Raw genomic sequence first — 13,944 nt, 5'->3', positions numbered from 1 at the left:
TAATTGGTATAAGGGTACTGCTGACGCTATATTTCAAAATACAAATTATATTGATAGCTTTGATCCGGAATATGTTCTTATTTTATCAGGGGATCATATTTATAAAATGGATTATTCTAAAATGCTGGATTTTCATAAAGAAAAAGGTGCAGATGCCTCTATTGCAGTAATAGAAGTTGCTGATGATGAATGTAGTAGATTTGGAATAATGAATACTAATGAAGATGATAGCATATATGAATTTGAAGAAAAACCAAAGAATGCTAAAAGTAATTTAGCATCAATGGGAGTTTATATTTTTAATTGGGCTGCACTTAGACAATTTTTAAAAGAGGATAACATGGATAAAACATCTAGCAATGATTTTGGAAAAAATATAATACCTAAGATGTTAAATAATAATCAGAAGTTGCAAGCTTATCGTTTTAGTGGATATTGGAGAGATGTTGGTACAATTGAAAGTTTTTGGGAAGCAAATATGGATTTATTGTCAGATGACAATGAACTTAATATACATGATGATAAATGGAAAATATATACGGTTAATGCTATGTTGCCACCACAATATATAGGACCTGAAGCGAGTATAAACAATGCACTGCTTAATGAAGGTTGTACAGTTCTTGGTGAAATAAATAATTGTGTCCTTTTCAAAGGGGTGCATGTAGGAAAAGGATCAAAAATAACTAATTCAGTTATATTGCCAAACACTACAATTGGAAACAATGTGGTAATAGATAAAGCCATAATAGGAAACGATGTAGTTATAAGACGTAACTCGCGAATTGGTGATGGTCATAATATTATTGTTATTGAAAAAGGACGCGAAATTAAAGCTGATTCAGAGATATTCAATAAATTATAAAATTAAGGAGGGGTTATAATGCTTAAAAATTATATAGGAATATTAATGTTAAATGAACAAGAAGATAATATTAAAAGTCTTACAAAATCAAGACCTATAGCGTCGATTCCTATAGGTGGTAGATACAGGATTATTGATTTTGTGCTTTCCAATATGGTCAATTCAGGTATTCATAATGTAGGTATATTTACTAATACAAAAACTAGGTCTTTAGTAGATCATTTGGGTTCAGGGCAACCTTGGGATTTAGATAGAAAAATAAATGGACTATTTTTATTTAATCTTACTTCTGAGAGAGCACAACTAAGGGATATAGATGTATTAAGTAAAAATATAGAATATATTTATAGAACTAAACAGGAATATGTAATAATTTCTTCATCATACATGTTATGCAATATAGATTACAATGAGGCGGCTAAGTATCATCAGGAATCAGGTAGTGATATAACCATACTGTACAAAAAAACAAATACCGGGAAAAAACATTATGTAAATTGCAGTACTCTATATATTAATGAAGAAAATAAAATTTTAAGCATTGGGAAAAATATTGGAGCAGAGGACCAATTAAATATATCCATGGAAATGTTTATAATGAAAAAAACTACTCTTATAGATATTATAAACAAATGTGTTCAAACAGGAAGTCATAACTCAATAAAAGAAGCTATCTATGATGATGTTGCAGAGCTTAACGTAAATGCATATGAGTTTAAAGGATACCTTCAATGTGTAAATTCTATAAAAAATTATTATAAAACTAGTATGGATATGTTAAACGGTAAAGTAACTAAGGAATTATTCTTCAATGGAGGGTTAATTTATACAAAGAGTAAAGATGAAGCTCCAACTAAATACTTTAATGGAGCAAAGGTTAATAATTCGCTGATTGCAAATGGATGTATGTTAAAAGGCACAATAGAGAAGAGTGTAATTTCACGAAGGGTAATTGTAGAGCAAAGCGCAGAAGTAAAAAATTGTATTATATTTCAAAATTGTATAATTAAAAAAGGTTGTAAACTTACTAATGTTATACTTGATAAAAATACAATTTTAGAGGAAAATACGGTACTCGAGGGTGATGAAGAGTTCCCGGTTGTTATAGAGAAAAAATCTATAGTGGGTTTATAATGAAAATAATGTTAATGAAATAACTCTAACATGAATATCTTGCTAGAGTTATTTTTTTCTTGATTTACGATATTAGATTATTGATAATGGACTGCTGAGGTGAACTTTTGCAAAAAAGGTACACCACTTGCTGATGGTAGATCTACAGGCGAGATTGCAACATGTAAGGCATCACGTTGGTCATAGCTAGATCCATTTTTAACACTATATTCGGAAAAGCTGTGAATCATATAATGAGTTCCCATGTATTTCCCAAGGTACATCATTACATGCCCCTTTAAAAATAGTGAGGCACCTGGTTTTAGTTTTTCCATTGTAGAGTATCTATTTTTTAGCAGATCATTTTTTTTAAATACAAAAGAATTATCTGTTTTATAAAAAGTGTTTTCCTGTTGATCGGCATTGCGTGGTAGCAGGAGTCCAAAACACTTATAAATTGTTAGTATAAAGCTGGAACAGTCTTTTCCAGAGAACTTATCTCCCCAATCGTAAGGGGTATCAATAAATTTGAGTGCCTGATTTATTATGTTATACCTTGTATATGGAAGGTTGCCTTTTATAGTATCATCATTTTTACTTATAATAGTATTTTCAAATAAAAGTTTTCCATTGATGCCGCGCGTAGGATATTGGACTACATAATTATCAATTAAATTAGAATCAATAGGGTTTAATAAGCTTAACCTTGTACCCATTCCACATTTTATAGTTAATGGATAAGATCCTTCTTCATTAATAGTTAAACTGGTTTCTTTGGAAATAACTATTAAAAAATCTTTACTATTTGTATAATCAAAAATTTGTTTTTTATCTTGAGCTATTGCAATATCATCAGCTTTAATCCAGCCAAAATAATTATAACCTTTCACAAAATACCACTTTTTATCATAACTTTCATGGAAGATTAAAACTGGCTCAAAGGGAAAGCAAGCTGTTTCTTGAAATCTGTCAAAGTTATTTATTTTGCTATGTTCAATAGAAGAGAAAATTGGGTCCTCTACAGGGAAACTTCGAAGCGACGTCTTTTTTATACTCATACCATATTTAACAGGGGTATTATCTTTTATTTTATTTAAATTAGTATTATGTATAATTTTTTCATAATAATCTTTGTGGACTAAGTAGCCGCTCAAATCGTACATATCTTTGGTGAATAGGGTATAGGATTGTGCCAACTTAATAAGAGTTTTAGAAGATATAATATCATCCTCATTTTCCAAATCATATAAAGAGGATATAACAGGTTTAAGATTATTATTAAAGTTTTCAATTTCTCTCTTTGATAGTATTATTTTGTTTGCATCGTCAATATCAGTCATCCAAAATGGGGTTGAATTCATAATATCCGGGAATTTGTAATCATCTTTATACATAAAGGCACCTCACTAGTTAGAGAATTATATATATTATAATGCTAATTTGATATATAATCCATAATAAAGATGAATAGTATAAATAATACATATTAAATATAAATTTAAGTTAAGGTGGAGAAGATACAATGCTTAAGTTAAGGTTTCTAAATTACTTATGATTACTTGTTTTAGGAGGGATACAAAATGAAGATTATTGACGTAAAGATCGAATATATTTCTGTCCCATTAAAGAGGCCCTTTAAGACTGCATTAAGAACAGTTAATAGCGTTGAAGATGTAATCGTAAAGGTGATAACTGACTGCGGTAATGTTGGGTATGGTGAGGCTCCACCAACAGCTGTTATAACTGGGGATACTACTGGAGCAATTGTTAGCGCGATAAATGATGTTATTAAGAAAAGTATAATTGGTATGGATATAGAAAATTTTGAAGAACTTATTATAACGCTAAATAAATGTATGGTTAATAATACAAGCGCTAAAGCAGCAGTTGATATTGCTCTTTATGATCTTTATGGTCAATTGTACAATGCACCCTTGTATAAATTACTAGGTGGTTATAGGAAAGAAATAACTACAGATATAACCATAAGTGTTAACAATCCTTTAGAAATGTCAGAAGATAGTTTAGATGCAGTAAGGCTTGGATATAAGACACTTAAAATTAAAGTTGGGAAAGAAGCGACCTTAGATATAAAAAGGTTACAGAAAGTTAGAGAGGTTATTGGCCCGGATGTAAAGCTAAGAATAGATGCGAATCAAGGGTGGTCTCCAAAAGAAGCAGTTAAGATTTTGAGGAAGATGGAGGATTTAGGACTTGATATTGAATTTGTAGAGCAGCCTGTGCAGGCACATGATTTTGAAGGACTAAAATTTGTTTCTGATAATGTATATATACCGGTTATGGCTGATGAGAGTATATTTTCACCAAGGGATGCATTAAAAATAATGCAGATGCGAGCTGCAGATATTATAAATATAAAATTAATGAAAACTGGTGGCATTTACAATGCACTTAAGATTTGCTCTATGGCAGAAGTATTCGGGGTTGAGTGCATGATAGGATGTATGCTGGAGGCAAAAGTAAGTGTAACAGCAGCAGCTCACCTAGCTTGTGCAAAAAGCGTTATAACTAAAATTGATTTAGATGGACCAGTTTTATGTAGCGAGGATCCAATTATTGGAGGAGCTATATTTAAAGAAAGCATAATAACTATTGGAGATGGTTCGGGACTTGGTATAACAGGAATTGTAAGTAATGACTATTAAGAATATTAGAGAAGTAATGAAAACCTTTTTTCCCTCTTAATATAAATTTTTGTTACTTAATTGAGAAAAAAGTGAATTTAAGAGAGCAAATTGTAATTTTATCGTGTATAATTAGTTTAATGAACTACTACTCTATACTAATAAAATATATTAAAGAGCAAGGGCAATGTCCTTGTTCTTTTCTGCGCTAATATAGAGAATTAAACTGTAAATAGTATTTCATAGTTCATACACAATAAATTAAAGTAATGGAGAGATGAAATTTGAAATGTAAAAGAATTTTTATTGTTATTGTATTATTTTTAATGTTTTCTATGAGTTCAAATAGTTTCGAACAGGCGTATGCTGAAACTATTAATTTACCTACAATTGATGGGAAAGCTGCCATCACTGTAGATGTTGCAACTGGTGAAATAATTTATGCGAAAAATGTAGACAAGCAAATGTACCCAGCAAGTACAACAAAGTTAATGACCGCACTTTTGCTTGCAGAAAATAAAGAGAAAACTGATGAACTAAAATATACACAAAGTGCACAAAATCAGCCCGCAGATGCACTAAATGTTAATTTACATTCAATAGGAATTGGTGAAACTATGTCAGCTAGCGACATTATGGATGGACTTTTAATGTATTCAGCAAATGATCTGGCATATATGATTGCAGATAACATTTCGGGGGATTCTATTAGCTTTGCTAAAACTATGAATGATAAGGCGGCAAAACTTAATATGACAGAAACTCATTTTATAACTGCTAATGGTCTTCATGATGTAAATCATTATACTACGCCTTATGATATGAGTATCCTAGCGAGAGCTGCAATACTAAATCCATGGGTAAAAGAATCAATTGGTAAAAAGCAAAATACTATATCAACCTCAACAGGTACAACATTTAATATTGAAAATACTAATAAACTTCTTGGAGTTGACGGCTGCATTGGTGGGAAAACAGGATATACTACGCCTGCTGGGAGATGTCTTGTAGCCTTTTATGAAAGGGATGGAAGGCAAATTATGGGGGTTGTTATGCATTCGATTTATGATTTCTATAATGATATTTATGTTTTTAATGACATGAAAGAAATAATTGACTATAGTTATAAGTTAGAGCAAGCAGTATTACATGAAAGCAATTCTGTTATAAAAACAGAAACGTTAAAATACAAACCAGTCGGCTTTTTTGGACCGGAGAAAACTGTCAGTGTACCACTTATAGCTAAAGAAGATGTTAGTTATTATAACAATGAAGCAAACAAAAAAGATTTGAAGGAAAATATAAACGTAAATAATATCTCTATTTCTAGTATTAAAGGAAATGAAAGCGTTGGAACCTTATCATTAACGGAAAAAGGCAAAGTCAAAACCTATAAACTGTATTCCGCAGTTACTTATGCATCAATAACTCAAGGTAATATGCTTACATATTTTATGGCAGCTTTAAGAGTCATTTTAGGGCTTGGGGTAATGGTATTTATAATAAGAACAATTAATTTAAATAAGAGGAAAAAAAGAAGGAGAAGAAGGTAAAGAAGGAGAATATAGTAAAGTAAATTCATAAATTTAAAATTCACAGGGGGATTTAAAGTAGCGATTAAATAACATAAAAGAAATGTAGATTTAAAGAGGAAGTGAACTGATTCTACATTTTGTTGTAAATATATTGGGGAGGGCATTATGGAAAATGAACTAGAGAAATCAATAATAAAGCCAATAAAAAAACACAGGAAAGTTATTAAGAGAATTCTAATCTCAATTTTTGTTTTTCTTGTCTTGTATTTTGGAATGTCAATATATTTCATGAATCATTTTTATTTTGGCTCTGCGATAAATAGCATTAGTGTTTCAGGTAAAGTTGTGGAGGATGCAAATAAAAAAATGGCGACTGAAATAAAAACATATAAGATAACTATTAAAGAACGAGGCGGGAAAACTGAGCAAATAAGTGGTGATGAAGTTGGTTTAGAGTATGATTCAGATGGAGAATTTAAGGAGTTTAAAGAGTCGCAGAATCCTTACAAATGGATATCATCAGTTTTTAATACAAAAGATTCTAAAATGATAGAAGGAATTAAATATGATACAGAGCTATTAAAAAAGAGTGTGGACAACCTATCATGTTTTGATAACAAGAATATAATTGAACCTAAAAATGCTAGCTATAAGTATACAAATAAGGGTTATGTAATTGTAGATGAAGTCATCGGAAACAAGGGAAATAAAGAGAATTTATATAATAAGGTGATAGATGCAGTGGGCAAAGGTGAAACCACAATAGATTTGGAGTCAATTAATTACTATGTAAAACCACAATATACTTCTAAGTCTCAAAAAACATTAGAAACAAAAGAAATACTTAATAAATATGTGGCTTCGAAGATTACATATACTTTTGGAAAAGAGAAAGAACTTTTAGAGGCTTCTACAATAAATAAGTGGCTTCGAGTTGATGCGAATAGTAATGTTACATTTGATGAAAAGGAAGTTGGGAATTATATAAATGTACTTTCTAATAAATATAATACAGTTGGTAACAGTAGAAATTTTGTTAGGACATCAGGTAAGATAATAAATATTGCTGTTGGTGATTATGGATGGTATATTAATAAATCTATGGAAACCCAAGATTTAATAGCGAACATAAAAGAAGGAAAATCTATATCAAAAGAACCTAAATATAGTCAAACGGCTTTATTTCATGGAAGTAATGATATGGGCAATACTTACGTAGAATTAGATATGTCAGCGCAGCATTTATGGTTTTATAAAAATGGTGCTATAGTAACTCATGGAGATGTTGTCACAGGCAAACTAAACTCAGAGGGAACAGCAACGCCTGCAGGAATTTATAAACTTAAATATAAAGAAAAAGATGCAATTCTTAAGGGTAAAAATTATGCTTCTCCTGTTACGTATTGGATGCCTTTTAATGGGAATGTAGGAATTCATGATGCCAGCTGGCGTAATACTTTTGGTGGAAACATATATAAAAAGGGTGGTTCTCATGGTTGTGTAAATTCACCATTTGAATTAGCAAAAGCAGTATTTGAGAATATTAATGTAGGAACACCAGTTGTTTGTTATTATTAGTATAGGGAAAGTCTAGCGTAATTGCTAGGCTTTTTTTTGATTTGATCAGCATGTTTAACTAGAGCTATATGTGCTGTTACAAATAAAGAGATCTGTATGTTTTTTAGACACTTTTGAAATTCTGATTGTATAAAATCCACCCGTTTTGATTTATATTATACCTATAGCAAGTGGCATAATTTTTTTAAATGGAGGGTTTATAATGAAATTTAATTTTGATCAAACTATTGATGTAGAAAAAACAAAAGCTTATATGGTTGGTGCTGGAATTGCATCAATGGCAGCAGCAATATTTTTAATTAGAGATGGACATGTTCCAGGAAAAAATATTCATATTTATGAAGAGTTAAATATAACAGGTGGAAGTATGGATGGAAATGGTAATGCCCAAGATGGTTATGTAATCCGCGGTGGAAGAATGTTTGATAGGGAAGCTTATGCTTGTACCTTTGGAATAATGGAAAGCATCCCATCATTAACAGATCCTAAAGTTTCAATACTTGATGAATTTAATGCTTTCAATAAAAAAATTCATACACATGCAAAAGCTAGATTAATAGATAACGATGCTAACATTTTAGATGTATCATGTTTGGGACTAAATCGTGAGGATAGAATGGCGTTAATGGATATAATGATTAATTCTGAAGATTCATTAGGAACAAAAACTATTAAAGAGTGTTTTCCAGAAGCATTCTTTAAAACAAATTTCTGGCTTCAATGGACTACATTATTTGCATTTGAGACTTGGCATAGTGCTGTTGAACTTAAGCGATATCTTCATAGGTTTATACAAGAATTACCACGACTTAAAGATTTATCGGGAATACGTCGTACGCCGTACAATCAATATGATTCAATGTTACTGCCTATGACAGAATGGTTAAAAGCGCAAGGGGTTAGTTTCGAATTGAATACTGAAGTAACTGATTTAGAATTTAAACCATCAGATACTGAAACTACAGTTACTGCATTTAAATGTGTTAAAAACGGGAAAGAGACTAGAATAGAGGTTGGAGAAGGCGATTTTGCTTTTGCTACTATCGGTTCATTAACGGCTGGTACAAGCCTTGGGTCAATGACGAGACCTGCAAAAATTAATGATAAACATGTAGGTGGAGCATGGGATCTTTGGGAGAAAATAGCTCAGGGTCGTCCTGAATTTGGTAATCCAAAGGTTTTTGATGAACGTGTTGAAGAATCAATGTGGGAGTCTTTTACTGTTACTCTTAAGGATCCAACAATGTATAAAAAAATAGTAGAATTCTCAGGGAATCAGCCAGGAACTGGGGCTCATATGACATTTAGAGATTCTGCATGGCTCATGACAATAGTTCTGCACAATCAACCACATTTTATTAATCAACCTGAGGAAATACAAATTATATGGGGTTATTCTTTGTTTCCATATGCAAAAGGTGATTTTATAAAGAAGAGAATGGTAGATTGTACTGGTGAGGAAATATTAACTGAGGTATTATATCACCTAAACTTTAAAGATGATATGAAGAAGATTATTGAAACTTCTATTTGTATACCATGCATATTACCGTTTACAACAGCACAGTTTTTAACTAGGGCAAAGGGTGATAGACCTAAAAATATTCCGGACGGTTCAACTAACTTAGCACTACTTGGACAGTTCTGTGAAATAGAAGATGATGTAGTATTTACTATGGATTACTCTGTAAGGGGCGCACAAATTGCTGTTTATAAATTCTTAAATCTAAATAAAAGACTTACACCTATTTATAAGGGGCAGCATGATATCCGCGTACTAATTAATTCTGCCATGGAACTTATGAAGGATGATAACCTAAGTAAAGAAATAGTTGCACTTAAATCGATGTTACTTAAATAAGTTAGTATTGATGTATAATTTATATGTAAATAAAAATATTAGAAGGGAGTTCATTAATTTGAGCTTCCTTTTAATTTTGGATATAAGTACACAAGAGGCTAAGTTATTAAAAAATTTGAATACCAATATTTGCTGAATACGGATCTGTATGTTATTATATTCAGGTAAAACAAACTTTTAAACATAATATATTTATAAATAAAATGTTATGTAGGGGGATGGAGATTTGAATAAAAAGTATGAAAATTTGAGTAAAAGAATAATCTTAGCGGTAATGGTACTTGGCGTAATTATGAGCGTTGCTTTTACAAACGTATATGCAGATTCTGCGTCAGATAAGGCGAAAATTCAGCAAGTTCAATCACAAAAAAAGGATATTGAAAATAAAGTTGAGATTATGAACAAGCAATATGCAGAGATAATGTCTAAAATTAAAAGTAATGAAATTAATATAACCACAACGCAAAAATATATTGATGGAACGAAACTTGCTATTGCAAAAGCTGAGGCTAAGATTAAAGCGGAGCAGACTATTTTTGATAAGAGAATGAGAGTAATGTATATGAACGGGACATCAAGTTATATAGATATTATACTAGATTCAGAGGGTATAAATGATTTTATATCAAGAGTCGAAAATATTAAAATAATAGTAACCTTTGATAAGAAGGTTATGGATGGTTTGAAAACAGAAATGGTTGCAATTAATTTAAAGAAGGTAGAGCTAGATAAAGCAAATACAAAGTTATTATCTTTAAGAGTTGATAATAAAAAAAATTTAGCTGATTTAACTAAACAAAAAGCTGAACAAAACATATTATTATCACAATTAGAGGCCCAGGAGAAGCAATACGGGGCACAACTTATATTAGCTCAGGCTGCTGAATTAAGACAAGCTATGGCTGCAAAGCAAGCAGTAGCAAAGTTAAAGAAAGCTGAAACTAAGCGTAAGAAGGATGCAGAGCAAGCTCTTAAAACTGCTGAAAAAGCTAATTCTATTCAAGCGAAAGCTACACCAACTGCCGCAATTAATATTGAAACAAATGATTTAGACTTGCTAGCAAGAATAATAACTGCAGAGGCAGGAGGAGAATCTTATAGTGCTCAGGTTGCTGTAGGCGCGGTAGTTTTAAATAGAGTTAAGAGTAGTCATTTCCCAAATTCAATAAGTGCCGTTATAAATCAAAAGACAAATGGCTCTTATGAGTTTACACCAGTACTTAATGGCAATATCAATAGACCAGCTCATGCAAGTGCTGTAAAGGCTGCAAAAGAAGCACTCAGCGGAAATGATCCAACAAATAATGCACTGTTTTTTTATAGTGGGAGTACACCTGCGGGACTTACTTTACCACAACCAGTTTCCATAATAATAGGGAATTTAACGTTTATTAACATGTTGTAAAATAAAAGGAGATACAATCATGAAAAAAGGATTAGAGCTTATAGAAGAAATCAATAGCTGCGATTTAGAAAAAGGGGACATGGCATTTTGGTGGCTTGGACAAATGGGTTATGTTGTGAAATTAGGAGAAACAGTCATTTATTTAGATGCGTTTTTAGCTGAGCACTCAGAAAGAAATATACCACCACTGCTTAAGCCCGATGAGGTTATAAATGCAGATTTTATATTTGGAAGTCACGACCATATTGACCATATAGATAGGGCTACTTGGCATCAAATATCTTTGAGTTCTCCAAAGACAAAGTTCGTAGTTCCAAATCTTTTAATTAAAGGTCTGTCAAAGGATTTAGATATATCTGAGGATAGGTTTATAGGCCTTGATGATTCAACATCTATCACTATCGGAGGAATAAAAATAACAGGAATAGCATCTGCGCATGAATTTTTAGATAAAGATGCTGTTACAGGGAGCTATCCATATTTAGGGTTCATAATTGAGGGCAGTGGTAAGGTATTGTATCACTCGGGAGATACCTGCATTTATGAAGGGCTACATTCTAAATTAAAAAAATACAAGAAAATAGATGTTATGTTTATTCCTATAAACGGAAGGGATGCTAAAAGATATCGTACAAATATTATCGGGAATATGACGTATCAAGAGGCCGTAGATTTGGCAGGCGATGTTAGTCCAGGACTTGTGGTTCCAGGACACTATGAGATGTTTTCTGGTAATAGCGAAGATCCATTATTGTTTAGTGATTACCTTGATGTAAAATATCCAGATATTAAGTGCTGGGTTGGAAACCATGGTGATAAGGTGTTAGTTAATGATAAGTAAACACTACTCTCTGAGAGCGGAAGTAACAAATACTATAACATGTATTTTAATCAATATAATAATAGTGATGAGGAGTAAATATTTTATTAATTCATGTGAGCTACTGCACCAGATATAAAAGGGATTAACCAAATGATCCAAACTATTATAGAAAATTTATGAAATTTAGATTTTGCAACTTCATTGTTTTTAAAAAGAACAACAGAGGCCCATATGACATGAATGAACATTAGGGCTATAGCTATAAGACCAGTAAGCCCATGTAAATTAGGTGTGGAGGTTACGGCAACTGAATTGCGTGATATATTTTCCATAAGTAATGTGCCAGTCATATCACATATTAATCCTAATTGAAATACACCTAAATGCCAAAGTTTAAGGGTTCCCTGAAGTCTTTCACTAAAAACAGCAATGGTATAGAATAAAAGGGCAGAAGTTATAGCAATAACTGCATAAATTAACATATATTTATCCTCCGTTTTTTATGTGTCTAGAATTTGAAGAAAAAGGTTTTCTTTAGTTATACTGTAATTTATGAGCTACGTCTATATAATTTTGAAACTAAATTATTTTAAGTATATCATAAATAATAAGAGCATAATTAAAATACAGCTAAATTTTAATTATGCTCTTGTTATTAAATAGAAAAATAAATTCTGTTTGCTAAACTTTGTTTTAAACTACTTGTATTTTCATCATATTGGTAGTGCCAGACTCACCAACAGGTATTCCGGCTGCAATTATGACAACGTCCGATTTTTTTATATATCCTGAACTTAATGATTTCTCCACTGCATCTATCATTAATTCATCTGTGGAAGTTAATTTTATTGAAACTATAGTTTGTAATCCAAAATTAATGGATAGACTTCTTGCAACTTGCTTGCTAGGTGTTACAGCAATTATTGGGCACCTTGGTCTGTATTTTGATACCATTCTAGCAGTATGACCACTTTGGGTCGCTGTTATTATAGCAGATACGTTTAATTTATCTGCGGTAGTACATGTAGCAAGACTTATAGCATCTGATATGTTTTCAAGAGGTTCATACATTATTTTATTTAAAGCTGCGCTAAAATCAATATTAGATTCAGCTTCAATGGCTATCTTAGACATTGTTAAAGCTGATTCCAATGGATATTTACCATTAGCACTTTCACCACTAAGCATTATTGCATCGCTGCCATCAAAAATAGCATTTGCTATATCTGAAGCTTCAGCTCTAGTAGGTCTTGGATTTCTAATCATAGAATCTAACATCTGGGTTGCGGTTATAACAGGTTTACCAAGTTTATTACATTTACGAATTATCATCTTTTGAACTATAGGAACTTTTTGAATTGGTAATTCAACCCCCATATCTCCTCTAGCAACCATAATACCATCTGAAGCCTCTATTATAGCATCTATGTTATCTACGCCTTCTTGTGTTTCAATTTTTGATATTATCTGGATATATTCGCCACCATTTGCATTAAGTATCTTTCTAACATCTAGCACATCTTCTGCTTTTCTTATGAAAGAAGCTGCTACTATATCAACCCCTTGCTTACATCCAAAGATTAAATCTAATTTGTCTTTATCAGTTACTGCTGGAAGACCAATAGATATGTTTGGAACATTTATTCCCTTATGATTTCCTATTGATCCAGAATTTAAGGCGGTACAATTTATTTCAGTGCCTTCAATTGAGTCAATTTTAAATTCTAGAAGACCATCATCCACAAGAAGAGCACCATTCGGTTTAAGGTCATGGCAAAGATTTTCATAAGAAACAGAACATCTCTCTTTATTTCCAAGGATCTCTTTACCACAACTAAAGATGAATTTTTGATCTTTAGTAATTAGGACACTATCTCCTTCAAAATTGTGAGTTCTAATTTTAGGCCCTTTTATATCTAGCATTATAGCTACTGATTTATTAAGTTTTTCCCTAATACTTTTTATTAAATTAATTTTTATTTTGTGATCTTCATGTGTACCATGTGAAAAATTAAGTCTAGTAACATTCATACCTATCTCCATTAGTTTTGTAAGCATCTCTTTGCTATCGCTAGCAGGACCAATTGTAAAAATCATTTTTGTTTTTTGCATAATCAAT

At 31.6% G+C, this 13,944-nt stretch carries 11 protein-coding genes; 8 read left to right on the top strand and 3 right to left on the bottom strand.

Features of this window, described 5'->3' with window-relative positions:
* Together ACREVX_RS10025 and glgD are read left to right on the top strand one after the other, a co-directional pair.
* On the top strand, window positions 1-865 hold an 865-nt coding region (locus ACREVX_RS10025; RefSeq protein ID WP_431544054.1), incomplete at its 5' end, for a sugar phosphate nucleotidyltransferase.
* Between the two features lie 18 nt (window positions 866-883).
* Window positions 884-1,999, top strand: a complete 1,116-nt coding sequence (gene glgD / locus ACREVX_RS10020; protein ID WP_431544053.1) for a glucose-1-phosphate adenylyltransferase subunit GlgD — start codon at window positions 884-886, stop codon at window positions 1,997-1,999.
* A gap of 77 nt (window positions 2,000-2,076) precedes the next feature.
* Here glgD and ACREVX_RS10015 read toward each other — a convergent pair whose 3' ends face one another.
* Complete coding sequence (locus ACREVX_RS10015) at window positions 2,077-3,372, bottom strand: SH3 domain-containing protein (protein ID WP_431544052.1); 1,296 nt, start codon at window positions 3,370-3,372, stop codon at window positions 2,077-2,079.
* A gap of 186 nt (window positions 3,373-3,558) precedes the next feature.
* On the opposite strand from ACREVX_RS10015, the gene ACREVX_RS10010 reads away from it, so the two are divergent.
* The 6 genes from ACREVX_RS10010 to ACREVX_RS09985 all read left to right on the top strand — a co-directional run bounded on the left by ACREVX_RS10010 (window position 3,559) and on the right by ACREVX_RS09985 (window position 11,843).
* Window positions 3,559-4,644: a dipeptide epimerase gene (locus ACREVX_RS10010; RefSeq protein WP_431544051.1), complete on the top strand. Its 1,086-nt coding sequence runs from the start codon at window positions 3,559-3,561 to the stop codon at window positions 4,642-4,644.
* 263 nt (window positions 4,645-4,907) lie between these two features.
* Window positions 4,908-6,176, top strand: a complete 1,269-nt coding sequence (locus ACREVX_RS10005; RefSeq protein WP_431544050.1) for a serine hydrolase — start codon at window positions 4,908-4,910, stop codon at window positions 6,174-6,176.
* Window positions 6,177-6,323: 147 nt separating this feature from the next.
* Window positions 6,324-7,736, top strand: coding sequence for a L,D-transpeptidase family protein (locus ACREVX_RS10000; RefSeq protein WP_431544049.1), 1,413 nt, complete (start codon window positions 6,324-6,326; stop codon window positions 7,734-7,736).
* Between the two features lie 202 nt (window positions 7,737-7,938).
* Entirely contained in the window at window positions 7,939-9,597 is a 1,659-nt protein-coding gene (locus ACREVX_RS09995) for an oleate hydratase (RefSeq protein ID WP_431544048.1), read from the top strand.
* Window positions 9,598-9,823: 226 nt separating this feature from the next.
* Window positions 9,824-11,002, top strand: coding sequence for a cell wall hydrolase (locus ACREVX_RS09990; RefSeq protein WP_431544047.1), 1,179 nt, complete (start codon window positions 9,824-9,826; stop codon window positions 11,000-11,002).
* Between the two features lie 19 nt (window positions 11,003-11,021).
* Window positions 11,022-11,843 carry an MBL fold metallo-hydrolase gene (locus ACREVX_RS09985; RefSeq protein WP_431544046.1) on the top strand — a complete coding sequence of 274 codons (822 nt, stop codon included), beginning with the start codon at window positions 11,022-11,024 and terminating at the stop codon, window positions 11,841-11,843.
* A gap of 86 nt (window positions 11,844-11,929) precedes the next feature.
* Here the strand turns inward: ACREVX_RS09985 and ACREVX_RS09980 are convergent, their stop codons facing one another.
* Window positions 11,930-12,307, bottom strand: a complete 378-nt coding sequence (locus ACREVX_RS09980) for an HsmA family protein (protein ID WP_431544045.1) — start codon at window positions 12,305-12,307, stop codon at window positions 11,930-11,932.
* A gap of 211 nt (window positions 12,308-12,518) precedes the next feature.
* On the bottom strand, window positions 12,519-13,937 hold the full coding sequence (gene pyk, locus ACREVX_RS09975) for a pyruvate kinase (protein ID WP_431544044.1): 1,419 nt from the start codon (window positions 13,935-13,937) through the stop codon (window positions 12,519-12,521).
* Window positions 13,938-13,944: the final 7 nt, after the last annotated feature.

It is taken from the genome of Clostridium sp. (assembly GCF_050717545.1).
Taxonomy (GTDB): Bacteria; Bacillota; Clostridia; order Clostridiales; family Clostridiaceae; genus Clostridium_AD.
The sequence above is the reverse complement of the archived record's forward strand: the minus strand, read 5'-3'. Positions and strand labels throughout refer to the sequence as shown.

Excerpts from the sequence above, each read along its gene's own strand:
- glgD (WP_431544053.1), top strand. The coding sequence starts at position 884 with ATGCTTAAAAATTATATAGGAATATTAATGTTAAATGAACAAGAAGAT.
- ACREVX_RS10015 (WP_431544052.1), bottom strand. The coding sequence starts at position 3,372 with ATGTATAAAGATGATTACAAATTCCCGGATATTATGAATTCAACCCCA.
- ACREVX_RS10010 (WP_431544051.1), top strand. The coding sequence starts at position 3,559 with ATGAAGATTATTGACGTAAAGATCGAATATATTTCTGTCCCATTAAAG.
- ACREVX_RS10000 (WP_431544049.1), top strand. The coding sequence starts at position 6,324 with ATGGAAAATGAACTAGAGAAATCAATAATAAAGCCAATAAAAAAACAC.
- ACREVX_RS09995 (WP_431544048.1), top strand. The coding sequence starts at position 7,939 with ATGAAATTTAATTTTGATCAAACTATTGATGTAGAAAAAACAAAAGCT.
- ACREVX_RS09985 (WP_431544046.1), top strand. The coding sequence starts at position 11,022 with ATGAAAAAAGGATTAGAGCTTATAGAAGAAATCAATAGCTGCGATTTA.
- ACREVX_RS09980 (WP_431544045.1), bottom strand. The coding sequence starts at position 12,307 with ATGTTAATTTATGCAGTTATTGCTATAACTTCTGCCCTTTTATTCTAT.
- pyk (WP_431544044.1), bottom strand. The coding sequence starts at position 13,937 with ATGCAAAAAACAAAAATGATTTTTACAATTGGTCCTGCTAGCGATAGC.